At 72.9% G+C, this 22,345-nt stretch carries 22 protein-coding genes; 13 read left to right on the top strand and 9 right to left on the bottom strand.

What is annotated here, in order from left to right:
* On the bottom strand, positions 1-510 hold the full coding sequence (locus AMYTH_RS0116690) for a cupin domain-containing protein (RefSeq protein ID WP_020418960.1): 510 nt from the start codon (positions 508-510) through the stop codon (positions 1-3).
* Positions 511-693: 183 nt separating this feature from the next.
* Here AMYTH_RS0116690 and AMYTH_RS0116685 point away from each other — a divergent pair, with 183 nt between their 5' ends.
* Positions 694-2,142, top strand: a complete 1,449-nt coding sequence (locus AMYTH_RS0116685; protein WP_037322572.1) for an aldehyde dehydrogenase — start codon at positions 694-696, stop codon at positions 2,140-2,142.
* Here AMYTH_RS0116685 and AMYTH_RS0116680 read toward each other — a convergent pair.
* Together AMYTH_RS0116680 and AMYTH_RS45065 are read right to left on the bottom strand one after the other, a co-directional pair.
* A complete protein-coding gene (locus tag AMYTH_RS0116680; protein WP_027931291.1) occupies positions 2,139-2,660 on the bottom strand; it encodes a hypothetical protein in 522 nt (173 codons plus the stop codon). The two genes, AMYTH_RS0116685 and AMYTH_RS0116680, sit on opposite strands and share 4 nt — an antisense overlap.
* A 40-nt stretch (positions 2,661-2,700) precedes the next feature.
* Positions 2,701-3,261, bottom strand: a complete 561-nt coding sequence (locus AMYTH_RS45065) for a MarR family winged helix-turn-helix transcriptional regulator (RefSeq protein WP_037322571.1) — start codon at positions 3,259-3,261, stop codon at positions 2,701-2,703.
* Between the two features lie 64 nt (positions 3,262-3,325).
* Between AMYTH_RS45065 and AMYTH_RS0116670 the strand changes: the two genes are divergently transcribed.
* From AMYTH_RS0116670 to AMYTH_RS0116660, 3 genes are read left to right on the top strand one after another with little or no spacing between them, the layout of a single operon-like run.
* Positions 3,326-4,204, top strand: coding sequence for an NAD(P)H-binding protein (locus tag AMYTH_RS0116670; protein WP_027931290.1), 879 nt, complete (start codon positions 3,326-3,328; stop codon positions 4,202-4,204).
* Positions 4,201-4,785 (top strand): CPBP family intramembrane glutamic endopeptidase, encoded by a 585-nt coding sequence (locus AMYTH_RS0116665; protein ID WP_027931289.1) that lies wholly within the window; start codon positions 4,201-4,203, stop codon positions 4,783-4,785. Before AMYTH_RS0116670 ends, AMYTH_RS0116665 begins: the two co-directional genes overlap by 4 nt.
* A 9-nt stretch (positions 4,786-4,794) precedes the next feature.
* Positions 4,795-6,519 (top strand): serine/threonine-protein kinase, encoded by a 1,725-nt coding sequence (locus AMYTH_RS0116660; RefSeq protein WP_027931288.1) that lies wholly within the window; start codon positions 4,795-4,797, stop codon positions 6,517-6,519.
* Positions 6,520-6,616: 97 nt separating this feature from the next.
* Here AMYTH_RS0116660 and AMYTH_RS0116655 read toward each other — a convergent pair whose 3' ends face one another.
* A complete protein-coding gene (locus AMYTH_RS0116655) occupies positions 6,617-6,808 on the bottom strand; it encodes a hypothetical protein (RefSeq protein ID WP_027931287.1) in 192 nt (63 codons plus the stop codon).
* A 69-nt stretch (positions 6,809-6,877) separates the two neighbouring features.
* Here AMYTH_RS0116655 and AMYTH_RS0116650 point away from each other — a divergent pair, with 69 nt between their 5' ends.
* Both AMYTH_RS0116650 and AMYTH_RS50895 read left to right on the top strand, forming a co-directional pair.
* A complete protein-coding gene (locus AMYTH_RS0116650; protein ID WP_027931286.1) occupies positions 6,878-7,402 on the top strand; it encodes a YbhB/YbcL family Raf kinase inhibitor-like protein in 525 nt (174 codons plus the stop codon).
* Positions 7,403-7,411: 9 nt separating this feature from the next.
* On the top strand, positions 7,412-7,543 hold the full coding sequence (locus AMYTH_RS50895) for a hypothetical protein (protein ID WP_017981498.1): 132 nt from the start codon (positions 7,412-7,414) through the stop codon (positions 7,541-7,543).
* 444 nt (positions 7,544-7,987) lie between these two features.
* On the opposite strand, the gene AMYTH_RS0116640 is transcribed toward AMYTH_RS50895, so the two are convergent.
* Positions 7,988-9,049, bottom strand: coding sequence for a LacI family DNA-binding transcriptional regulator (locus tag AMYTH_RS0116640; protein WP_027931285.1), 1,062 nt, complete (start codon positions 9,047-9,049; stop codon positions 7,988-7,990).
* 122 nt (positions 9,050-9,171) lie between these two features.
* Here AMYTH_RS0116640 and AMYTH_RS0116635 point away from each other — a divergent pair, with 122 nt between their 5' ends.
* The 7 genes from AMYTH_RS0116635 to AMYTH_RS49550 all read left to right on the top strand — a co-directional run bounded on the left by AMYTH_RS0116635 (position 9,172) and on the right by AMYTH_RS49550 (position 18,230).
* Positions 9,172-11,217, top strand: coding sequence for a hydantoinase/oxoprolinase family protein (locus AMYTH_RS0116635; protein ID WP_027931284.1), 2,046 nt, complete (start codon positions 9,172-9,174; stop codon positions 11,215-11,217).
* The gene (locus AMYTH_RS0116630; RefSeq protein WP_027931283.1) at positions 11,214-12,866 is read left to right on the top strand and encodes a hydantoinase B/oxoprolinase family protein; all 1,653 of its coding nucleotides are present in this window, start codon (positions 11,214-11,216) and stop codon (positions 12,864-12,866) included. Before AMYTH_RS0116635 ends, AMYTH_RS0116630 begins: the two co-directional genes overlap by 4 nt.
* Entirely contained in the window at positions 12,863-13,888 is a 1,026-nt protein-coding gene (locus tag AMYTH_RS0116625; RefSeq protein ID WP_027931282.1) for a Gfo/Idh/MocA family protein, read from the top strand. Before AMYTH_RS0116630 ends, AMYTH_RS0116625 begins: the two co-directional genes overlap by 4 nt.
* Positions 13,885-14,976 (top strand): NAD(P)/FAD-dependent oxidoreductase, encoded by a 1,092-nt coding sequence (locus tag AMYTH_RS0116620; protein ID WP_027931281.1) that lies wholly within the window; start codon positions 13,885-13,887, stop codon positions 14,974-14,976. Before AMYTH_RS0116625 ends, AMYTH_RS0116620 begins: the two co-directional genes overlap by 4 nt.
* A gap of 17 nt (positions 14,977-14,993) precedes the next feature.
* Positions 14,994-16,328, top strand: coding sequence for an MFS transporter (locus AMYTH_RS0116615; RefSeq protein ID WP_027931280.1), 1,335 nt, complete (start codon positions 14,994-14,996; stop codon positions 16,326-16,328).
* On the top strand, positions 16,328-17,908 hold the full coding sequence (locus AMYTH_RS0116610) for a gamma-glutamyltransferase (protein ID WP_027931279.1): 1,581 nt from the start codon (positions 16,328-16,330) through the stop codon (positions 17,906-17,908). The genes AMYTH_RS0116615 and AMYTH_RS0116610 overlap by 1 nt, the downstream gene beginning before the upstream one ends.
* Before the next feature lie 166 nt (positions 17,909-18,074).
* Positions 18,075-18,230 (top strand): DUF6131 family protein, encoded by a 156-nt coding sequence (locus tag AMYTH_RS49550; RefSeq protein ID WP_020422901.1) that lies wholly within the window; start codon positions 18,075-18,077, stop codon positions 18,228-18,230.
* A gap of 69 nt (positions 18,231-18,299) precedes the next feature.
* Here the strand turns inward: AMYTH_RS49550 and AMYTH_RS0116600 are convergent, their stop codons facing one another.
* From AMYTH_RS0116600 to AMYTH_RS45055, 4 genes are all read right to left on the bottom strand, one after another.
* Entirely contained in the window at positions 18,300-18,602 is a 303-nt protein-coding gene (locus tag AMYTH_RS0116600; protein ID WP_027931278.1) for an STAS domain-containing protein, read from the bottom strand.
* A 92-nt stretch (positions 18,603-18,694) separates the two neighbouring features.
* The gene (locus AMYTH_RS0116595) at positions 18,695-19,681 is read right to left on the bottom strand and encodes a class I SAM-dependent methyltransferase (protein WP_228684824.1); all 987 of its coding nucleotides are present in this window, start codon (positions 19,679-19,681) and stop codon (positions 18,695-18,697) included.
* A 120-nt stretch (positions 19,682-19,801) separates the two neighbouring features.
* Positions 19,802-20,557 (bottom strand): MSCRAMM family protein, encoded by a 756-nt coding sequence (locus tag AMYTH_RS0116590; RefSeq protein ID WP_027931276.1) that lies wholly within the window; start codon positions 20,555-20,557, stop codon positions 19,802-19,804.
* A complete protein-coding gene (locus AMYTH_RS45055; protein ID WP_084022609.1) occupies positions 20,554-22,236 on the bottom strand; it encodes an MFS transporter in 1,683 nt (560 codons plus the stop codon). The genes AMYTH_RS0116590 and AMYTH_RS45055 overlap by 4 nt, the downstream gene beginning before the upstream one ends.
* Positions 22,237-22,345 lie beyond the last annotated feature (109 nt).

Below are 22,345 nucleotides of genomic sequence, written 5' to 3'. Positions count from 1 at the left end.
TCAGTCGCGGGTCACGCCGTGCATCGGCGAGGTCGGCGGGTAGGTCGGCAGCTGCGGCTTCTGCGCGCCGATGATCACGGCGAACAGGGCGTCGGTGTCGCCGATGTTGCGCAGGCTGCGCGGCACCCCGGCCGGGACGCGGATCAGGTCGCGGTAGCCCAGCACGCGGCTGGCGGTCTTGGTGCCGTCCTCGACGTCGTGCACCGTGACTTCGAGGGTGCCCTCCAGGACGAAGAAGACCTCTTCCACGTCGTGGTGGGTGTGCTCGGGGCCGATCGCGCCGGCGGGCAGCCGCATGTTGGAGAACGTGAAGTGCTCCGAGGGCAGGATGCGGTTGTCGGTGTCGTGGTTGCCGGTGGCGCCGGAGCCGATGTAGCGGACCTGCGCGCGGCGGAACTGCTCGCCCGCCTTGGCCTGGAAGCCAAGTGTGTCCCAGTCCTCGTAGCGCGATTCGCGGGTCGCGATGCAGGAGTCGATCAGTTCCTCGAGGCCGGCTTGCGTCGTCGTCACGGGATCTCCTTGGATGTCTTAACTCTAAGGGAACTTGGGAAGAGTTTGTAGCACCGCGACCCGGGCGACGACAACCCTTAGCTCTAAGTTTTCTGGCTGCCGGTTTCGATGGTGTTAACGGCTTCCAATTAACTTAGAGCTAAGTTATTCTGCCGATTCTGGACGGCCTGTGGAGGTGGCTCGATGACAGTGCCCGCGGACGAGATCCTGGTGGCCGGGCGGTGGCGGCGCGGCGGTGGCGCGCCGCTGGAGTGCGTGGACCCGGCGACCGGTGAGCCGATCGCGGTCGTGCACGGCGCGTCCGCCAGGGACGTCGACGAGGCGGCCCGCGCGGCCTGGGTGGCCGAATGGGCGGCGTTGCTGCCGCACGAGCGGGCGCGAGTGCTGGCCCGGGTCGGCGACCTGATCGAGCGGGACGCGGAGTCGCTGGCCCTGCTGCAGACCCGCAACACCGGCAAGGCGCTACGCGAGACGCGCGCGCTGGTGGCGAGCGCGGCGGCGACGTTCCGGTTCTACGCGGCGGCGCTGGAGACGATGGAGACCGCGCTGACCCCGCAGCGCGGGCCGTGGCTGACGATGTCGGTGTACGAGCCCATCGGGGTGGTCGGCGCGATCACGCCGTGGAACTCGCCGATCGCCAGCGACGCGCAGAAGATCGCGCCCGCGCTCGCCGCGGGCAACGGCGTGCTGCTCAAACCGGCCGAGGCGACGCCGCTGGTGTCGCTGGCGCTGGCCCGGCTCGTGCTGGAGGCCGGTGTGCCGGCGCGGTCGCTGTCCGTGCTGCCGGGCCCGGGTTCGGTGGTGGGGGACGCGATCGTGCGGCACCCCGCGGTCGGGAAGGTCGCGTTCACCGGGGGCACGTCGACCGGGCGGGCGATCGGGCGGATCGCGGCGGAGAAGGTCATGCCGGTGACGATGGAACTGGGCGGCAAGTCACCGACGATCGTGTGCCCGGACGCGGCGGCCGAGCAGGCGGTGGCCGGGATCCTGTACGGGATCTTCTCCTCCAGCGGCCAGAGCTGCATCGCCGGGTCACGCATCTTCCTGCCGGAGTCGCGATACGCCGAGTTCCGGGACCTCCTGGTGGCGGGCGCGTCCCGGCTGCGCATGGGGCCGGGCACCGCGGCGGACACGCAGGTGGCGCCGCTGGCGACGTTCGCGCACCGCGACCGGGTGGCCGCGCTGGTGGACCGCGCGCGTGAGGAGGGGGCGCGGGTGCTGTGCGGGGGAGCGGTGCCGCCGTCGGCGGGCGCGTACTACCCGCCGACGCTGCTGGAGGGGTTGCCGAACTCGTCGAAGACGTGCCAGGAGGAGATCTTCGGCCCGGTCGGCGTGCTGCTGCCCTACCGGGACGAAGCGGACCTGGTGGCGCAGGCGAACGACACCGTGTACGGCCTCGCGTGCGGCATCTGGACCGCCGACTACCGCCGCGCGTGGCGCCTGGCGCGGCGGATCGAGGCCGGGACGGTGTGGATCAACACGTACAAGCAGTTCAGCATCTCGACGCCGTTCTCCGGCAGGAAGGAGAGCGGGCTGGGCGTCGACAAGGGCCGCGAGGGGATCCTCGGGTACCTGCGGCAGAAGAGCGTGTACTGGGGCCTCGACGAGGCGCCCCTGCCCTGGGCCGGCTAGCGCCGCTTCCGCTCGTCCACCATGGCCTGGATCCGGGCGATCGCGGCGACGCGGCCGTCGGTCGCCTGCCCGGGTCCGGCCGGGTGGGGCAGCATCGGCTCGGGGCGGTGGCCGAGCAGCAACGGGTTCCCGATCATCTCCAGGCCGTCGCTCGTGCGGTGGTAGCGCTGCGCGAACCGCACGCCCTCCGGCCTGCCCTGCTCGTAGGCGTCGACGAACACCGCCTCGGTCCGGTCCTCGTCCAGGGTCAGGAAGCCGTCCCAGGCCAGCGCGACGTGACGCGGCACCGGGTCGGCGGCGGCGAGGTCCTGCCGGGCCAGCGCGACGCTGCCCTCGACGGTGAAGTTCTCCTCGGAGTCGACGTAGCGGGTCGCGACCTTCTCGCCGTCGGGCAGGACGGCGAGCACGAAGGGCACGAAGCCGGACTCGGTCGTTTCCGCGTTTTCGACCGCGAAGTCGATCGCGTCGAACAGGGTCGCCGTGGCGTCGTTGCCGAGGTTCGGCACGGGGTCGGTCATCAGGCAGCCTTCCGGGGGGATGATCGTTCCCCGGTCCGACTCACCGGCGCCCGGAACGGTTCCCGTCGGTTTCCGCCCGGTCGGCCATCTCGGCCAGCCGGATCGAGTGCTCCAGCCGGCTCAGCAGCTGCGCCAGCTGCGTCCGCTCGGTCTTCGTCAGGCCCGCGAGCATGCGGTTCTCGTTCGCGAAGTGGACCTCCGCGACCTTGTCGGTGAGCGCGAGGCCCTCGTCGGTGAGTCCGATGTAGACGATGCGGCGGTCGGTGGCGTCGCGCTCGCGGTAGACCAGGCCGGCGGCCTCCAGCTTGTCGACCCGCTGCGTGATGCCGCCCGTGGTGAGCAGGTTCGCGTCGGCCAGCTCGCCCGCCGTCCGGCGGTACGGCGCGCCCACCCGCCGCAGCGCGGCCAGGATGCCGAAGGCGGAGATGTTGACCCCGTACCGCCCGAACACCCGGTTGAGCTGCACGGTGTACCCGTCGAAGGCGCGGTGCAGCCGCCCGAACACGGCCAGCGGCGACGCGTCGATCTCCGGCGCCTCGCGGCGCCACTCCGCGAGCATCAGATCGACCGCGTCCGGCTGCGGCTTGTCGCGCTTCGGCATAGGATCCCCTCAAAACATTTCTACCGTAAGAATATCATCGCTAAGATAGCGCGGAGGACGGCTGATGCGGGTGGTGGTGGCGGGTTCGTCCGGATTCGTGGGGCGGCGCCTGTGCCCGGCGCTCGCCGAGGCCGGTCACGACGTCGTCGCGATGACCCGGCGCCCGGACGACTACGCCGGGGCGGGCGAACCCGTCCACGGCGACGTGCACGACGCCGGTTCCCTGAACGCGGCGCTGACCGGCGCCGACGCGGCCTACTACCTGGTCCACTCCCTGGGCGAGCCGGACTTCGAACGCCGCGACGCCCGTGCCGCGCGGAACTTCGCCCGTGCCGCCGCGGACGCCGGCCTGTCCCGGATCGTCTACCTCGGCGGGCTCGGCGACGACGCCGACGACCTGTCGCCGCACCTGCGCAGCCGCCGTCAGGTGGAGGGCCTGCTGGGGGAGGCGGGGGTGCCGGTGACCGTGCTGCGCGCCGGGATCGTCATCGGCCACGGCGGGATCTCCTGGGAGATCACGCGCCAGCTGGTCGAGCACCTGCCCGCGATGGTCACCCCGCGGTGGGTCAGCACCCGCACCCAGCCGATCGCGCTGGCCGACGTCGTCCGGTACCTGGTCGCGCTGCTGGACGTGCCGCCGGGACGGGTGTTCGAGGCAGGCGGCCCGGACGTCCTGGCCTACGGCGACATGCTGAAGCGCGTGGCCGGGATCGAGGGCCGGTTCCGGGTCATCGTGCCGGTGCCGCTGCTGTCGCCGAAGCTGTCGTCGCTGTGGTTGTCGCTGGTCACCGACGTGGACGCCCGCACCGGCCGGTCGCTGGTCGACTCCATGACCAACGAGGTCGTCGTGCGGGACCACAGCCTGCGCGAGGTCGTGCCGTTCGAGCCGATGGGCTTCGACGCCGCGGTGGTGGCCGCGTTGCGGGAGCGAGCCGGGGCGTGAAGACCGCGCTGGGGCTGGTCACCGCGGCCGGGGCCGGGCTGCTGGGCCACTCCCTGTCGCGGAAGCCGGGTTCGGCCGAGTTCGTCGGCTCGACCGCGGCGGTGGCGGGGGTGTGGGCCGCCGGGAGCCTGCTCGACCGGACGCCGGCAGGCCGGATCGGCGCGGGCCCGGTGGCCGCCGGCGTCGGCGCGTTCGTCCTCTTCCGCGCCGGCGCCGAAGTGGCCAGGCGGATCCCGGTGCTGCGCCGGGCGCTGCAGGGCGTGCTCCGCTACGCGACCGCGGGCAACGGCGGCGCCGTGCTGCTCACGACGCTGGCCAACGGCGCGGCCGAGGAGCTCTTCTTCCGCGGCCCGGTCTACAACGCGCTGGGCGCGACCGGGTCGACGGCCGTCTACGTCCTGGCCACCACGGCCACCCGCAACCCCGCGCTGGTCGCCGCGTCGGCCGTGATGGGAGCGGTGTTCGCGTGGCAGCGGCGGTCGGGTGGCGGGGTGCTGGCGCCGGTGATGACGCACGTGGTCTGGTCGGCGTTGATGGTGTGGCGGCTGCCCGCTCTCGTCCCGGAGAAGGCCGGTCCGTAACCTGATCGGGTGACGACTACGGACGGACTGACCGTGGACGGCGCCGGCAACCTCCTCGCCGGGCGGTACCGGCTGGAGAGCCGCGTCGGAGCCGGCGGCACGGGCGTCGTCTGGCTGGCCCGCGACGAGCGTCTGGATCGCCAGGTCGCGGTCAAGCAGCTGTGGCCGGGCCCGGCGCAGAGCGAGCAGGCGCGGCAGCGGATCCTGCGCGAAGGCCGCAACGCCGCCCGGCTGCGCCACCCGAACGTGGTCACCGTGCACGACGTCGCCGAGCACAACGGGCAGCCCGTGCTGGTGATGGAGTATCTGCCGTCCCGTAGCCTCGCCGAGGTCGTCGCCGAGCAGGGGCTGCTCACGCCGGAGGCCGTCGCGCGGATCGGGCTGCAGGCCGCCGCCGCGCTGGCCGCCGCACACGCGGCCGGGATCGTGCACCGCGACGTCAAACCGGGCAACCTGCTCGTCGCCGACGACGGCACGGTCAAGATCGCGGACTTCGGCATCTCCCGCGCGACCGGTGACTCGGCGCTGACGCAGGGCGGCCTGGTCTCCGGGACGCCCATGTTCCTCGCGCCGGAGATCGCCCGCGGCGAGGAGCCGACGCCCGATTCCGACGTGTTCTCGCTGGGCGCCACGCTCTACGACGCGGTCGAGGGCGCGCCGCCGTTCGGTGACGACGAGAACCCGATCGCGCTGCTGCACCGCGTCGCCGCCGGGGAGGTCCCGGAACCGGAGTACGCGGGCCCGCTCGCCCCGGTGCTGATGGCGATGCTGCGGCCCGACCCCGCCCAGCGGCCCAGCACCGTGCAGGTGGTGATCGCGCTGCAGGCGGTCGCCGACGGGCAGCCGGTGCCGCCGCGCACGCTGAACCCGGCCCGCGCCCGGACGCAACCCGTTGTGACGCCGGCCTCGCCGACCGTGCCGGTCGCGCCGGTTGCCGGGCCGGCCGGTGCCGGGACGCGGGTGGACGCGCCGGTCGCTGGGCCGGGCGGCACCGGGACGCAGGTGAACGCGCCGGCCGCTGGGACGCGGCTGGACCTTCCGGTGGCCGAGCCGGTTGGTGCTGCGACGCGGCTGAACACTCCGGTCGCCGGGGCGGGTGGTGCCGGGACGCGGCTGAACAAGCGGGTCGCCGGGCTCGTCGCGTCGAAGCGCCGGTTCCTGCTGCCCGTCGCGGGCGCCGTGCTCGCCGTGCTGGCGGTCGTCATCCTGTTCACCCAGCTCACACCTGATCCGCCGGCCCCGGCGCCGGCCCCGCCGCCCGCGGCGCTCGACGCCGCCGCGATCACCGGGGCGGTGCGCGAGTACTACGCCCTGCTTCCCGCCCGGCCGGACAACGCGTGGACCCGACTCGGCCCGAAGATGCAGGCGCAGGGCCAGGACGCCTACCGCGCCCGGTGGGCGGGCATCACGGCACTGACGGTCACCACGCCACCCGCGGTCGTCGCCGACAACACCGTGTCGGTGACCATCGCGTACACCTTCGAGGACGGTCGCGTGGTCACCGAGACGCACCAGCTCGGGCTCATCCCGGCCGCCCCCGCTCCGCTGATCGACAGCGACGCCGTGCTGACCAGCGAGACGAGCACACCGCCGCCCCCGCCGCCGTCACCCACACCGGCAACCGCCGCCGAACCACCACCCGGCGGCGACACGGGAGACCGCAACGACCGCAACGACCGCGACGACCGCGACGACCACAAGCCCGGCCGTGGACACGGCCGGGACCGCGACTGACCGGCCCAAGCCGGTGACCGGCGCCGGCCCCGCGGTTCCGAGCGGCGGAGCCGGTTGGCCTCGCGGATCACGTCCGGCGGCCTGCGCCGGCCGTTCATCAACCGCGCTCGGTGTCGCGTGGGTATTCGGCCTGGCCGACGGTCCCCGTGGTGCCGGCCTCCTCCGTGCTGCGCGACACGGCGGTCTTGCCCGGCTGGGGCGGCTCGAACGGTTCGCCGGTGCTCTCGGCGATCGAGGTGCGGCTGTCCGCGTTCTCCTCGGTGTCGTCCTGGGGTCGTTCGGGGTTCATGCCGCGGTGGGTACCCGCCGGGCCAGTGGGTATGTCGGCTGGTGCGACCGATCTCCCGAGGAGGGCACCATGCCGGACCCCCAGCGCGCGGCCGGCCCGGCCGGCGATCGCGGCACGAGCCGGGGCGACCCGGGCCTCGGCGAGCCGCCGCGACCGCTCGCCGGCGGGCTCGAGCTGCGCACCAGCTCCTTCAGCGACAACACGTTGATCCCCGGGCAGTACTCCTACGACGGCGGCAACGAGCGGCCGTCACTGGAGTGGCTGGGCATCCCCGACGGCGCCGCGGAACTCGTGCTGCTGTGCGAGGACCCGGACGCTCCCGCCGGCACGTTCACCCACTGGGTGGTCACCGGCATCGCGCCGACGTCGACCGGCCTGGACTCCGGCGTGGCGGGCCGCAACGACTTCGGGGAGCGTGGCTGGGGCGGCCCGCGCCCGCCGGTGGGGGACGAGCCGCACCGGTACTTCTTCCGCTTGTACGCCGTGGATCGGGAGCTCGGCCTCGGGGAGGACGCCACCGGCCAGGACGTGCGCGCCGCGATCGAAGGGCACGTCCTCAGCACCGGCACCGTCATGGGCCGGTTCGGACGTTAGGAGACGACGATGACCGACCCCCGCCGCGAAGACCTGGACGAGGAAGCCCGCCCGGCCACCGAACAGGACGAGGGCCTCGGTGAGGAGGACAACTCCCTGCCGGAGGACCGCACGCCGAGCGGCCCCGGCGAGGAGGCCTGACCCACGCCGGGGCTACTGGCGGTGGCCAGCTTGGCCCGGACCTCGATGTCGGACTTCACCTGCGGCGGTGAAAGGCTGCTGCGGGACGGTGGAGTCGCGCGCCGTCAGCTTCGCGTGGGGTTGGGTGTGCTGGGGCTGTCGGGGTGTGGTGCCGGGGCTGGCCGGTGTTGTAGTCGTGGGTGGAGCCGCGGCGACTCGCTACTGCGGGACGGTGGAGTCGCGCGCCGCCAGCTTCGCGTGGGGTTGGATGTGCTGCGGCCGCCGGGGCGCGGTGCCGGGCCTGACCGGTGTTGTAGCCGTGGGTGGAGCCGCGGCGATTCGCTGCTGCGGGACGGTGGAGTCGCGCGCCGTCAGCTTCGCGTGGGGTTGGGTGTGCTGCGGCCGCCGGGGCGCGGTGCCGGGGCTGACCGGTGTTGTAGCCGTGGGTGGAGCCGCGGCGACTCGCTACTGCGGCACCGTCGAGCCCCGCGCCACCAGCTTCGCCCGGAGCTGGATGTGCTGCGGCCGCCGGGGCGCGGTGCCGTCCGCAATGCGGTCCAGCAGTTGCCGCCCGGCGCGGGCGCCCAGGTCGTACGTCGGCTGCTCGACGATCGTCAGCTCGGGCCGCACCAGCGTCGTCCACGGCTCGTCGTCGAAACCGATCAGCGACAGCTGCGTCGGCATCCGCAGACCGCGGTCCTGCGCCGCCCGGTAGGCGCCCGACGCGAGCACGTTGTCGGTGCACAACACGGCCGTCGGCGGCTCCGGCAGGTCCAGCAGCCGGTTCATCGCGTCGTAGGCCGACTCGCGGTCGTACCGCGCCGACGCCACCAGCCCGGCGTCCACCGGCAACCCCGCCGCCTCCAGCGCGCTCACGTACCCCCGCAGCCGCACCGCGCTCGGGAACAGCCCGCGCCGCCGGTTGCCCGTGCGCACGCGCGCCAGCTGGTCACCGGCCTCCGTGATCACGCCGATCCGCCGGTGTCCCAGCTCCGTCAGGTGCCCGACCGCCTCCGCCGCCGCGTGGTCGTTGTCCACGGTGATGCTGTCGGCCTCCGGCACGCCGCTGACCTGCCGGTCGATGAGCACGACCGGCACCCCGGCGTCCATCGCCCGCCGCAGGTGCGCCCCCTCGCCCGGCCGCGCCGCCGCGACGATGACACCGTCCACCCGCTTCTCCGACATCACGCTGACCGCCCGCTGCTCGGCTTCCAGCACACCGCCGGTGTTGGCCAGCAGCACCTCGAACCCGGCGGGCGACGTCACGTCGGTGATCCCGCGCAACGCGGTGGCGAAGAACGGGTTCGCCACGTCCGTCACCACCACGCCGATCGTCTGCGTGCTGCCGGTGACCATGCTGCGGGCCAGCCCGTTCGGCCGGTACCCCAGCTCGGCCGCCGCGGCCAGCACCCGCTCCCGGGTCCGTTCGCTGACCTGCCCGTACCCGCCGAGCGCGCGCCCCGCGGTCGCCGTGGACACCCCGGCCGCGCGGGCCACGTCGATCAGCGAGGCTCCGTGCGTGGTCACCTGCGCGCCTCCCCCGGTAACAAGCCGTTTGCAAATCAAGTCTTGACTGACACTACTACCGACTGAGAAGGTTCTCACCCAACAGGTACTGAGAAGGTTCTCACTCAAGCGAGGCCCAGCACATGACACTTCGGATCGGCGTCGACACCGGTGGCACGTTCACCGACGTCTGCGCCCTCGACGAGCAGACCGGGCGCCTCTACGTGCGCAAGGTGTCCAGCACCCCGGACGACCCCGGCCGGGCGATCGTGACGGGCGTGTCCCAGCTGCTCGACGAGATCGGCGGACGCGACCTCGGCGACGTCGGCTACTTCGCCCACGGCACCACGGTCGGCACCAACGCGCTGCTCACCGAGCGCGGCGCGCGCACCGGCCTGCTCACCACCGCCGGCTTCCGCGACCTGCTGGAACTGGGGCGCGGCCGCCGCCCCTCGCTCTACGACCTGCAGGCCGACAAGCCCGCCGCCCTGGTGCCGCGCGACCTGCGGCTCGAGGTGGACGAGCGGGTCCGCCACGACGGCCGGGTCGAGCGCCCCCTGGACGAGGAGCAGGTCCGCGCGCTCGCCCGCGAGCTGCGTGAGCAGAATGTGGAAGCGGTCGCCGTCTGCTTCCTCTACAGCTTCGTCGACCCCGCCCACGAGCGGACCGCGGAACGCATCCTCGCCGAAGAACTGCCCGGCGTGCACGTCTCGGTGTCCTCGGCGGTGCTGCCGGAGTTCCGCGAGTACGAGCGTCTGTCCACAGTGGTCGTCAACGCCTATCTCGGCCCGGTGGTCGCGCGCTACCTGGCGAAACTGCGCACCCGGCTGGGCGAGCTCGGCCTGCGCGCGACCCCGCACGTCACGCAGTCCAACGGCGGCATCATCCCGTTCGAGACGGCCGAGCGGATGCCCTCCCGCATGGTCCTTTCCGGACCCAGCACCGGCGTGGTCGGCGCGGCGGAAATCGTCCGTGCGGCCGGCTACCCGGACATCATCACCTTCGACGTGGGCGGCACCTCCTCGGACGTCTCGCTCGTCCAGGACGGCGTGCCCAAGTCCTCCAGCGGCACCGAGATCGACGGCAGGCCGGTGCGCGCGCCGATGCTGGACATCCACACCGTCGGCGCCGGTGGCGGTTCGATCGCGTGGATCGACGCGGGCGGCGCGCTGAAGGTCGGCCCGGGCAGCGCGGGCGCCGATCCGGGCCCGGCGTGTTACGGACGCGGTACGGAACCGACAGTCACCGACGCCAACGTGGTGCTGCGCGTCCTCAACCCGGAGTACCTCCTGGACGGGCAGATGAAGATCGACGCCGAGGCGGCCCGCCGAGCCGTGTCCACAGTGGCCGGTCCACTGGGAATGGACGTGCTCGACGCCGCGCAGGGGATCGTGCGGGTCATCACCGCCAACATGGCCCGCGCCATCCGCGTCATCTCGGTCCAGCGCGGCTACGACCCCCGCGACTACGTCCTGGTGCCCTTCGGCGGCGCCGGCCCGCTGCACGCCGTGCGCCTGGCGCGCGAGCTGGGCATGCGCACCGTGCTGGTGCCGGAGACACCCGGCGCGCAGTGCGCCGCGGGCCTGCTGATGACCGACATCCGCGCCGACTTCCTGCGCACCCGCATCTCGCCGCCCGACGAAACCACCGTCGCCGGCGTGTTCGCGGAGCTGGAGGCCGAAGCGACGGCGTGGCTGGCGGCGGAGAACGTCCCGGCCGAGCGCCGCCGCGTCGAGCGGTTCGCCGAAATGCGGTACGCGGGCCAGAACCACGAGCTGCCGGTGCCCGTCCCGGAGGGCGAGATCACCGCGGACACCGTCGTACAGCTGACCAAGCGGTTCGCCGCCGAGCACGAGCGGATGTACGGCTACTCCTCGGCCGAGGACGAGGTCCAGGTGGTCACCTTCCGCCTGCGGGCGATCGGCGAGGTGTCCCGCGCCGAGCTGCATCGCGCCCCGCTCGGCGACGCCGACGCGAGCGCCGCGATCCGCGCCACCCGGGAGGTCTACCTGCCCGAGAGCGGCGGGTTCACCGAATGTCCGGTGTACGACCGCAGGCTCCTCGAACCCGGCCACCGCGTCGACGGCCCCGCGGTCGTCGAGCAGATGGACACCACCACGCTGCTGCTCCCCGGCGACGTCGCCGTCGTCGACGAGCTGCGCAACCTCGTCGTGACGGTGGGCCGATGACCCACACGGAAGGGAAGACCATGCAGGACCCCGTGCTGGTCGAGGTGATCGGCTCCGCGCTGTCGTCCATTGTGGAGGAAATGGGCGAGACGCTGGTGCGCGCGGCCTACTCGACCAACATCAAGGAACGCCGCGACTGCACCGCGTCGCTGTTCGACGCCGCGGGCCGGATGCTCGCCCAGGACGAGGGCGGCTCGCCGCTGCACCTGGGCTCGCTGATGGGCATCGTCGACGAGATCACGCGACGCTACCCGGCCGGGACCATCGAGGACGGGGACACGTTCATCGGCAACGACCCGTTCACCGGCGGCGGTTCGCACCTGCCGGACATCGTGCTGGTGTCGCCGGTGTTCCTGGACGGCGAGATCACCGCGTGGGTGGCGAACCTGGCCCACCACGCCGACTTCGGCGACCGCGGCCACGCGCACATCTTCCAGGAGGGCCTGCGCATCCCGCCGGTTCGGCTGATGCGCCGGGGCGAGCTGCAGAACGACCTGTTCGAGCTGATCCTGCTCAACTGCCAGGTGCCGCACGAGCGCCGCGCGGACCTGCGCGCCCAGATCGCCGCGAACCGGCTCGCCGTCACCCGCTACACCGAGCTGGCGGCGCGGTACGGCCGCGACACGCTGGTGGCGGCGGCCGCGGCGCTGCTGGACTACACCGAGCGCCGCACCCGCGCGGCCATCGCGAAGGTCCCCGACGGCACGTACACCTTCGCGGACCGCTTCGACTGTCCCGAGCTGGACGACGAACTCGATCTCGGCGTCACCGTCACCGTGCACGGCGACGAGGTCACGTTCGACTTCACCGCGCCGCCGCAGGTCCGGGCCAGCGTCAACGTCGTGTGGACCGCGCTGTACGCGGCGGTCTACTACTCGCTCAAGACCCTGGTGGACCCGGACATCATCCCGAACGCGGGCCTGCACCGGCCGGTCACGATCAACGCCCCGCGCGGATCGGTGCTCAACTGCACCGAACCCGCCGCGGTCAACGGCCGCAGCGAGACCTGCCAGCGCGTGGTCGACCTGATCCACGGTGCGCTCGCCACCGCGGTGCCGGAAACCGTGACCGCGGCGAGCAACGGCGCCAACACCGGCGTGCACTTCTCCGGCGTGGACAGCCGAACCGGCCGCTACTTCGTCTACCTGGAGACGATCGGTGGCGGCTGCGGCGCGCGGCTGGGCAAGGACGGCATGGACGGCGTGCAGGTGCACATGACCAACACCAGCAACCTGCCGGTCGAGGCGCTGGAGACGGAGTATCCGCTGGTGGTCGAGGAGTACGCGCTGATCGACGACTCCGGCGGCGACGGCCGCACCCGCGGGGGCATGGGGATCCGGCGCACGGTCCGCGTCGAGGAGTCCGACGTGCACTTCTGGCTGGACACCTCGCGGCAGCGCTCGCAGCCGTGGGGGCTGTTCGGCGGCGGGCCCGGCGCGAGCGCGGGGGTCGAGCTTTCCGAAGGGGCGCAACCGGTCGAGCACGGCTACACCCGCCTGCAGCCCGGCGACCGGGTGTCGATCCGGACCGCCGGGGCGGGCGGCTACGGGCCGCCGTCCGAGCGTGACCCGGACCAGGTGCGCCGGGACGTCGCCGAAGGCCGGATCTCCGCCGAGCGCGCCCGGACCGTATACGGGGTGGAGTCGTGATCCGCACCGCCGTGATCGGTTTCGGGGTGTCCGGGCGGATCTTCCACGCCCCGTTCCTCGCCGCCGACGAGAACTACTCGCTCGACTACATCGTCACCGGAAACCCGGAGCGCGCGGCACAAGCCCGCGCCGGGTATCCACACGCGACGGTCCTGGCCACCCCCGACGAGCTGTTCGCCCGTGAACTCGATCTGGTCGTCATCGGCACGCCGCCTGCCACGCACGCCGGCCTCGCCGCGGAGGCGCTCGGCCACGGCCTGCACGTGGTGGTGGACAAGCCGTTCGCGGTGACCAGCGAGCAGGGCGAGGCGCTGATCGAGCAGGCCGACCTCGCCGGCCGCGTGCTCACGGTGTTCCAGAACCGCCGCTGGGACGGCGACTTCCGGACCCTGCGGCGCCTGATCGACGACGGTGAGCTCGGCACGGTACACACCTTCGAGTCCCGGTTCGAGTGGTGGAAGCCGCAGGGACCACGCGACTGGAAGGCGCACGCGGGCGTCGCCGAGGGCGGCGGCATCCTGTACGACCTCGGCACCCACCTGATCGACCAGGCGATCCAGCTGTTCGGCCCGGTCGCGCACGTGCACGCCGACGTCCTCCGTCGCGGCGCGGGCGACGGCGACGACGACACGTTCCTCGTGCTGGCCCACGAAAACGGCACCCGGTCCCGGCTGTTCATGACCGGCCTCGCCGCGCTGCCCGGCCCGCGGTTCCACGTCCTCGGCGACCGGGCCGGCTACACGAAACACGGCCTGGACCCGCAGGAGGACGCGCTGAAGAACGGCGGCCGGCCCGGCGACGACGGATTCGGGCACGAGCCGCGGGACAACTGGGGCACCCTCGGCGTCCGCGGCGACACCCGCCGCGTCGAGCCGGAACCCGGGGACTACGGCGAGTTCTACCGGCTGCTCGCCACCGCGATCGCCACCGGCGGCGCACCACCGGTCGACCCGCGCGACGCGGTGGACGTCCTTCGCATCATCGAACGGGCACACGCCCAGAAGGGGGATCTTTCCCGATGACCGCAGGCAAGCACGTCGTCGTGGTGGGCGGGGGCGTTCTCGGCGTCTCCACGGCCACGCACCTGCAGCGCGACGGCGTGGCGGTGACACTGGTGACCGAGGGCGAGCTGGCCGACGGCGCCTCCGGCCGGTCGCTGTCCTGGCTCAACTCCGCCGGGACCCGCTCGGCGGCCTACCACGCGCTGCGGATGGCAGGTATCGACCGCTACCGCACGCTGTTCGCGCAGGACCCCGGGCGCGAGTGGCTCCGCTTCGACGGCGGCCTGCACTGGAGCCTCGACGAGGACGCGATGCGGGACCGGCACCGCGCCGAGGTCGCGCACGGCTACGACTCGAAGCTGGTCTCGGACCACCCGGGGCTCGACCCGGCCGCGTTCCCCGAGGTGGCCGTGCACAACCCGGGCGAGGGCTGGGTTTCGCTGCCGCACCTGATCGAGCACCTGGCCGCGGAGTTCACCGCGCTCGGCGGTGAGATCGTCACCGGGGCCGGGCGCGCGAGCGTCACGACCGCCGGGGGAGTGGCCACCGGGGTGACCACCGCGGGCGGACAGCGGTTCGAGGGCGACGCCGTCGTGGTGGCCTGCGGCGCCGCCACCCCGGACGTCGTCGCGGAGCTGGGCGTGACCATCCCGGACGCGTCCCCGCTGTCGATGCTCGTGCTCACCGAACCCGCCGAGGCCGCCGTCAAGGCCGTGCTGAACACCCCGCGCGTCGCGCTGCGGCCCAACCCGGGCGGCACGTTCGCGCTGGACCACCACTGGTACGAGGACCGGATCACCGAGGCGGCCGACGGCACGTGCTCGATCGACGAGTCGGTGGTCAAGGAGCTCGCCGCCGAGGCCTCCGCGCTGCTGGACGGCGGGGTCACGCTGACCGCCGCGTCCTGGAAGCTCGGCCGCAAGCCCATCCCCGGCGACGGCGAGCCGGTGTTCGGCGAGCTGTCCGCCGTGCCGCGGTGCCACGTCGCCTTCACCCACTCCGGCGCGACGCTCGGCCTGATCGCCGGCGAGCTGCTGGCAGGCGAGATCCGCACCGGCGAGCCCCACCCGATGCTGGAGCCCTTCCGGCCGGACCGCTTCCGGCCCTGAAACCGCAAGGAGATCCGTTGACCGACCACGACACGCGGGCGTCCGCGCCCGCCTCGACGGACCTGCGCTCGCGGCGCAAGGTGATCATGTCCGCGATGCTCGGCAACGTCGTCGAGTACTACGACTTCGGCCTCTACGGCACCCTGGCCGTGATCATCTCCCGGCAGTTCTTCCCGGAGGGCAACGCGACCGCCGCGCTGCTGTCGACCTACGCGGGCGTGGTGCTGTCCTACGCGCTGCGGCCGCTGGCGGCGATCGTGCTGGGACCGCTGGCCGACCTCAAGGGCCGCCGGTTCGTGCTGCTGCTGACGATCGCGGTGATGAGCGTCGGCACCGCCGGGATCGGGCTGCTGCCGACCTACGCGGCGATCGGGATCGCGGCGCCGATGATCCTGTTGTTCTGCCGGGTCCTGCAGGGCATCGGCGCGAGCGTGGAGTACACCACGGCCGCCAACTTCATCTTCGAGCACGAGCGCGGCAACCGGCGCAACTATCTCGCCGGACTGTCCGTGGCGTCCACTTCGGTCGGTCCGCTGCTCGCCACCCTGGTGTCCTACCTGGTGATCTCCGTGATGCCGGCGCAGGCGTTCAATGACTGGGGCTGGCGCATCCCGTTCCTGCTGTCGATCCCGATGGCGCTGGTCGGCATCTACATCCGCCGTCACGTGGAGGAAACCCCGCAGTTCAAGGAAATGGCCGAGCTGGCCGAGCGCAGCAAGGTCAAGCAGACGCCGTTCCGCACCGCCGTGCGCGAGCACTGGGGCGCGATGCTGCGGGCGATCGGTCTCGGCGCCGGGCAGCGGGTCGGGTCGTTCGTCATCCAGGCCTACTTCGTCACCGCGATGGTGAAGGCCGGGTTCGCCGAGAACAACGCGCTGCTCGCCTCCCTGCTGACCTATGCGATCGGCCCGATCCCGGCGATCTGGGGCGGCAAGCTCGCCGACAAGCACGGCGCGCGGATCCCGCTTGTGGTCGGCTACGGCCTGTTCGTCGTGCTGACCGTGCCGACGTTCCTCGCCATCGGGTCCGGCTCGCTGTGGCTGGCGGTGGTCGCGGTCGTCGCGTTCACCTTCATCAACAACTTCGTCGGCGCGCCGCTGACGACGGCCTACGTGATGAGCTTCCCGGCCGAGGTGCGCGCGAGCGCGTCGGCGCTGAACTACAACATCGGCACCACCGCGCTGGGCTCGACCGCGGGCCTGATCGCGGTGTGGCTGTTCGACGTCACCGGCACCAACGCCGCGTTCGGCTGGTACATGACGGCGATCTGCGCCGTCTCGATCCTGGTCGCCCTGTTCGCGATGCCCGCCGCGGTCGACGAGCAGCGCCGCAAGTCGCTGGCGGAGGCCTGATGGACGCCCGCACCGCGGACGAGCTGGCCCGCCGGGCCGCCTATGGCCCGAAGGAACCGGTCGAGGCCGAGCGCGGCATGGTGGTCACCTCGCACCCGCTCGCGGTGCGGGCCGGGCTCGACGTGCTCCGCGACGGCGGCACGGCCGCCGACGCGGCGCTCGCGGCCGCGGCGGCCCAGCTGGTGGTCGAACCACACATGACGGCGCTGACCGGCGGGCTGGAGATGCTGCACTGGGACGGCGCGAGCGGCGAGGCGAGTTACCTCAACGGCAACGTCGCCGCCCCGCTCGCGCCGCTGCCCGGGTTCACCGGGGCCGACCTGACCACCGGCCGGGGCGTGCCCGTCCCCGGCTGGTGGCCTGCCTTCCGCGCCGCGCACGAACGGTTCGGCAGGCTGTCCCGCGATCGGTTACTGCGGGACGCCGTGCAGCTCGCGCGGGACGGGTTCGCGGTCAACCCCTATCTGTTCGGCGAGATGTACGCGCACCGGGCCGAACTCGGGTGCCACGAGCAGGCCCGGGAGGCGTTCCTGCCGGGCGGCACCCTGGTCGCGCCGGGCGGCACCCTGCGGCAGGACCGGGTGGCGCGCACGCTGGAACGGCTGCGGGACGAGGACCTGGACTACTACCTGGGCGACTTCGCGCGGGCGTTCGCCGCCGAGTGCGCCCGCGGCGGCGGGGTCATCACGACCGAGGACTTCGCCGCGTACGAGGCGCAGTGGTCCGAGCCGCTGCGTGGAACCTACCGGGACGTGGAGGTCGTGGCCTCCGCGCCGCCGGACGACGGCGGGTGCCAGCTCATCGAGGCGCTCAACATGCTGGAGCTGGTGGACCTGCGCGGCCCGGCGCACGCGTGCGTGGACACACTGGACCTGCTGGTCGCCGTGCACAACGAGGTGTACTACGCGCCACCGCGCACGGCCGCCGCCGACCTGGAAACGCTGCTGTCCAAGGACTTCGCGGCCCGGCGGCTGGACCGGCTCGGCGCGCTGCCGCCGTCCGTGCCGGCGCCGGTGCCCGGGACGATCCACGTCACCGTGGTGGACGAGCAGCGCAACATCGCCTCGGTCACGCACTCCCACATGGCCTCGCCGTGGGTGAACGGGCTGTTCGCGGAGGGGTTCCAGCTCTCCGGCGGGGGGTCGTTCTTCCAGCGCGGCATGCCGTGGCCGGGGGAGCGGGCCACCGTCTACCTGGCGCCCAACCTGGTGCTGCGGGACGGCGTGCCGGTCGTCGCGTCCGGCTCGCCGTCGGTGTCGCTGGTGGCGTGCGTGCTGCAGAACCTGGTGAACCTCCTGGACTTCGGGATGTCCATCGAGGAGTCGGTGGCGGCGCCGCGCTTCGGGGTGCGGCCGCACGAACCGGCTTCCGGGTGGTTGCCGGGCGTGACGCTGGAGCACGGGTTCGCGCCGGGCGTGGACCGCGAGTTCCGCCGGCGGTGCGCCGAACGCGGGCTGTGGCTGCGTGATCTCGGGCCGTGGCATTCGCTGACCGGCAACTTCGAGGGCATCACGCTGGACGGCGGGTTGCTGCGGTCCTGTGCGGACCCGCGCCGCAACGGCGGAGCGGAAGGGTACTGACCGGTTCGCTGGTCTACGTGGCGCAACGGTGTGGTCGCGACGCAGCAACTTCGCTTCGTACCGGGGCGTACCGGGTTTGCCTGATCACCCGTCCGGGTATCGCTGGCTGGTCCCCATCGGAGCAGGACCGGCGGCGCGGCCCGTCCTGCAGGCAGAAAGAGTTGCCATGATCGTTCTTGGCGTCATCCTGCTCATCGTCGGTCTGCTGACCGGCATCAACATCATCTGGACGATCGGGATCGTGCTCCTGGTCGTGGGTGCGGCACTGGCGATCCTCGGTGGCACCGGCCGGAAGGTCGGCGGCAGGGCACACTGGTACTGATCCGGACCACACTTCGAGTGCCGGCCCTCTTCGGAGGGCCGGCACTGTCCTGTCACCGGCACTGTCCTGTCAGGCGAGCAGGTGGTCCAGTCCCGCGGCGGCGAGCGCCACCCTGGACGCGTGGCTGGCCGGTCCGACCTGGACCGGGATCCGCGCCGCCGTTTCGGCCAGCTCGGCGGCGCCGGACACCGACAGGAAGTCCACAGCGGACAGGTCGACCTCGATGAGCCGGGGTGAGAGCCGCCCGGCCGCGGCGAGCGCCTCGGCCAGCGACGGGAGCGTCAGCAGGTCCACCTCCCCGGCGACGTGCACGCGCACGACCTCGTCGTCCACCACCGCCGTCCGGATGTCCACCTCGGCCCGGTCCGCCACGCCACCACCTCCGCGGACAGTCTGAACAGGGTTCAACCTCCTGGGAGGTGTCTTGGCGCGGATTCACCGGATGTGATGACGGCGAAGTGGGTTTAGGGCCGTCGTCCGACACCGATCAGCGCGCCCGCGTCGAGCGTGTCGAGCCCGGCCTCGCGCAGTCCGTCGAAGAAGCGGGCGCGGACGCGGTCGAGCGCTTCGGCGGACAGGCCGCTGACGAAGCCGCGCATCGACGAGCCGAGGTAGAACGTCCAGGCGTCCTCCGGGTGCAGCGGCTGCACGTAGGCGACTTCCCGCACCTCGACGTCCCGCAGGCCGATCGACGACAGCCAGTCCGCGAGCTTGCCCGCCGTGTCGACGCGGGCGCTGTGGTTGGGCCGCGGCGGCGCGTCCTCCAGTTCCGGGCGGTCGGGCAGCGCGGCGGCGCGTCCGATCGGGACGATGCGGGACATGCCGTCGGCCCGCCAGGTGCTCACCGCGAACCGGCCGCCGGGCTTGAGCAGCCCGGCGAGGCGTCGGCTGCCCGCGTCCATGTCCGGGAAGAAGAACACGCCGAACGCGCTCTGCACGACGTCGTAGCCGTCGTGCGGCCAGGTGAGCACGTCGGCGGCCGTGAAGCGCAGGTTGCCCAGCCCGAGGGCGGCCGCCTCCCGGCACCCCTCGTCGAGCAGCCCCTCGGCGACGTCGATGGCGTCGACCGCGCCGTCGGGGCCCACCGCGCGGGCGGCCGGGATCGCGGAGGCGCCGGTGCCGCAGCAGGCGTCGAGGACGCGCTCGCCCGGCCGTGGCCGCGCCACCGCGGCGAGGATCTCGCCGAGCGGCCGCCACAGACGGCCCGACCAGGCGGCGAACTCCGATCTGGCCGCGGTGAACACCCCGGCTGCTGTCTCCGGATTCATGGCTGCTCCTTCCTGGTCGTCAGTGCCACGGGTCGAGCAGATTGTCCCGGCTGAGGACGGTTTCCGGGAGATCGTCTCCCGCACGGTGACCGGCAGCAGCGCCGGCACCGCGTCGTGCTGCACCACCAGAGTCACGCGACCGGCGGGGCGCTCGACGCCGCCCGCGGTGACCTCGTGCAGCACGACGTGGCACTGACAGCGAGGGCGGTCACCGGTCGGTGGCCGCCCACCTTGCGCCATCGCTGTTACCAACAGGCGCCAAATGCCTCGATCCGGCTACACGAGCCCGGCCGCAATCCTCTACTAAGGACGTTCCAGCACCAGCTCCGCGGTCACCGCGTCCGCCGGGATCGTCGTCACCACCGGGCGCCCCGCGGTGCTCGTCAGCGTGTACTGCCCGGCAGTCACCCGCTCGAACCGGTACGTCCCATCCGCGTCCGTCACCGCCGTGGCCACCGCGCGGCCGGACGCCTCCCGCAGCTCCAGCGCCAACCCGGCGACCGGGCGGCCGCCTGCGGTCACCGTGCCGGTCAGGGTGCTGTGCGTGTCCAGCTCGAGGTCGACCTCGTGCTCCCGCGCGCCGCCCAGCGGCACCACCGTGGCCACCGGGTCGGCGCCCGGCGCGGCCGCCACCAGCGTGATCTCACCGGCGTCGATACCGGTGATCCGGTAGCCACCGTCCGGATCGGACACCGTGCTGGCGATGACCTCGCCGCCCGCACCGACCGCCGTCACCGCCGCCGTCGCGATCGGCCGCCCGCTGTGCCGGTCCCGCACCACGCCGCGCACGCTGGTCGCCGGTTCGAGCGTGACGTCCAACGGCACCGCCCCGGCCTCGAGCGTGACGACCGTCGCCTGCGGCTGGAACCCCGCGCGCGACACGATCAGCACGTAGTTGCCGGGCGCGAGCCCGCCGAGCCGGAACGACCCGTCCGCGCCGGTGCGAGCACGGGACACCTGCGCGCCGACCCGGTCGGTCAACGTCAGGGTCACGTCCGGCAGCGCCCGCCGTCCACTGCGCACCCGTCCGCTCAGCGTCACCTCTGCCGTCGTGGTCATGCCCGTCCCTCCCGCGCGCCCAGGTCGATGTCGTGCCGCTGCGTGGCCCCGGCGCCGACCGAAACCGTCTCGTGCACCGCCGGGTGCTCCACCGCCACCAGCGTCAGCGGCTCCGCGGGCAGCGCCGCCAGCGCGAACCCGCCGTCCGAACCGGCCGCCGCGCTCGCCGCGACGCTCCCGTCCGCGCGGTGCGCGGTGACCGTGACCACCGCCGCGCCACTCGCTCCGCGCACGGTGCCCGACACGCTCCGCCCGGCCGCGGCCCGCCGCCGCGCGGGCAGGAACGCGGCGACGAACAGCGCCACCAAAGCCGCGCCCGCGCCGATCGCCAGCACCACCCGGAACCCGTCCTGCGACGGCACGGCGACCGGCCCCAGCGAGACGGTCATCTGCGCCAGCACCACACCTGCCACCGCGCTGGAGGTGGACGTGCCGATCGAGCGCATCAGCGTGTTCAGGCTGTTCGCCGACGCTGTTTCCGACACCGGCACCGCGGACATGATCAGCGCGGGCATCGCGCCGTAGGACAGGCCGATCCCGGCGCCGATGACGCACGAGGCGATCAGCAGCTGCCAGACCTCGCCCATCAACACGATGTTGAGCCCGTACCCGATCGCGACCACCAGCGCGCCGAGCATCAGCGTCACTTTCGGGCCGCGCGTCCGGGAGATCTTCGCCGACACCGGCGCGGTCGCCATCATGACCAGACCGGACGGCGCCATCACCAGACCCGCCACCAGCATTGACTGGCCGAGCCCGAACCCGGTCGCCGTCGGCAGCTGCAGCAGCTGCGGCAGCACCAGCGACATCGCGAACATGGCGAACCCGAACACCACCGACGCGATGTTGGTCAGCAGCACCTGCCTGCGCGCGGTGGTGCGGAGGTCCACCAGCGGTTCCCGCGCACGCAGCTCCCACCGGCCCCACACCAGCAGCACCACGACGGCGGCGACGAACAGGCCGATGGTCAGCCCGTCGCCCCAGCCCCAGTCCGCGCCCTTGGAGATCGCCAGCAGCAGGCACAGCAGCGCGACCGACAGGCCGAGCGCGCCGGGCAGGTCGAACCGCCCGCCGGTGCGCACCGACGACTCCGGCACGAACGACACCACCAGCAGGAACGCGACCACGCCGAGGCCGGCGGCCGTCCAGAACAACACGTGCCAGTCGGCGTTCTCGGCGATCAGCGCCGCGGCGGGCAGGCCGAGCGCGCCGCCGACGCCGAGGGAGGCGCTCATCATCGCGGTCGCCGAGCCGAGCCGTTCGGCGGGCAGCTCGTCGCGCATGATGCTGATGCCCAGCGGGATCACGCCGGAGGCCAGGCCCTGCAGCGCGCGGCCGACGATCATCGGCACCAGGCTGCTCGACAGTCCGCAGGTCACCGATCCCGCGATCAGCAGGACGACGCTGACCAGCAGCATCCGCCGCTTGCCGTACATGTCGCCGAGGCGCCCGACGGTCGGGGTGGCGACCGCGGCGGCGAGCAGCGTGGCGGTGATGGCCCACGCGGTGTCCGCCGACGACGCGCCCAGCAGGCCGGGCAGCTCGGGGACCAGCGGGATGATCAGGGTCTGCATCAGCGAGACGACGATGCCGGTGAACGCCAGCACGGCGACCACGCGGCCGGTCCGGGCCACGGGTGGCGCCGGGTCGCCCGCGTGGCGGGCAGGGGCAGAGGGCATTGCCGGGCCTCCGGTCGAGGTTAAATCAATCGATTGACTTAGCGTAGCAGGCCTGGTTAGGGTGATTACGGGTGATCGGTAAAATGCCTGGACACGGGCCGCCTGGCCC

Source organism: Amycolatopsis thermoflava N1165 (assembly GCF_000473265.1).
In the GTDB taxonomy this organism is placed as follows: Bacteria; Actinomycetota; Actinomycetes; order Mycobacteriales; family Pseudonocardiaceae; genus Amycolatopsis_E; species Amycolatopsis_E thermoflava.
The sequence above is the reverse complement of the archived record's forward strand: the minus strand, read 5'-3'. Positions and strand labels throughout refer to the sequence as shown.

Bases quoted from the DNA above. Each gene is read 5' to 3' on its own strand.
- AMYTH_RS0116655 (WP_027931287.1), bottom strand. From the start codon at position 6,808: ATGAACCCCGAACGACCCCAGGACGACACCGAGGAGAACGCGGACAGC.
- AMYTH_RS50895 (WP_017981498.1), top strand. From the start codon at position 7,412: ATGACCGACCCCCGCCGCGAAGACCTGGACGAGGAAGCCCGCCCGGCC.
- AMYTH_RS0116650 (WP_027931286.1), top strand. From the start codon at position 6,878: ATGCCGGACCCCCAGCGCGCGGCCGGCCCGGCCGGCGATCGCGGCACG.
- AMYTH_RS45065 (WP_037322571.1), bottom strand. From the start codon at position 3,261: ATGCCGAAGCGCGACAAGCCGCAGCCGGACGCGGTCGATCTGATGCTC.
- AMYTH_RS0116630 (WP_027931283.1), top strand. From the start codon at position 11,214: ATGACCCACACGGAAGGGAAGACCATGCAGGACCCCGTGCTGGTCGAG.
- AMYTH_RS0116685 (WP_037322572.1), top strand. From the start codon at position 694: ATGACAGTGCCCGCGGACGAGATCCTGGTGGCCGGGCGGTGGCGGCGC.
- AMYTH_RS0116590 (WP_027931276.1), bottom strand. From the start codon at position 20,557: ATGACCACGACGGCAGAGGTGACGCTGAGCGGACGGGTGCGCAGTGGA.
- AMYTH_RS0116610 (WP_027931279.1), top strand. From the start codon at position 16,328: ATGGACGCCCGCACCGCGGACGAGCTGGCCCGCCGGGCCGCCTATGGC.
- AMYTH_RS0116670 (WP_027931290.1), top strand. From the start codon at position 3,326: ATGCGGGTGGTGGTGGCGGGTTCGTCCGGATTCGTGGGGCGGCGCCTG.
- AMYTH_RS0116680 (WP_027931291.1), bottom strand. From the start codon at position 2,660: ATGACCGACCCCGTGCCGAACCTCGGCAACGACGCCACGGCGACCCTG.
- AMYTH_RS0116635 (WP_027931284.1), top strand. From the start codon at position 9,172: ATGACACTTCGGATCGGCGTCGACACCGGTGGCACGTTCACCGACGTC.
- AMYTH_RS49550 (WP_020422901.1), top strand. From the start codon at position 18,075: ATGATCGTTCTTGGCGTCATCCTGCTCATCGTCGGTCTGCTGACCGGC.
- AMYTH_RS45055 (WP_084022609.1), bottom strand. From the start codon at position 22,236: ATGCCCTCTGCCCCTGCCCGCCACGCGGGCGACCCGGCGCCACCCGTG.
- AMYTH_RS0116620 (WP_027931281.1), top strand. From the start codon at position 13,885: ATGACCGCAGGCAAGCACGTCGTCGTGGTGGGCGGGGGCGTTCTCGGC.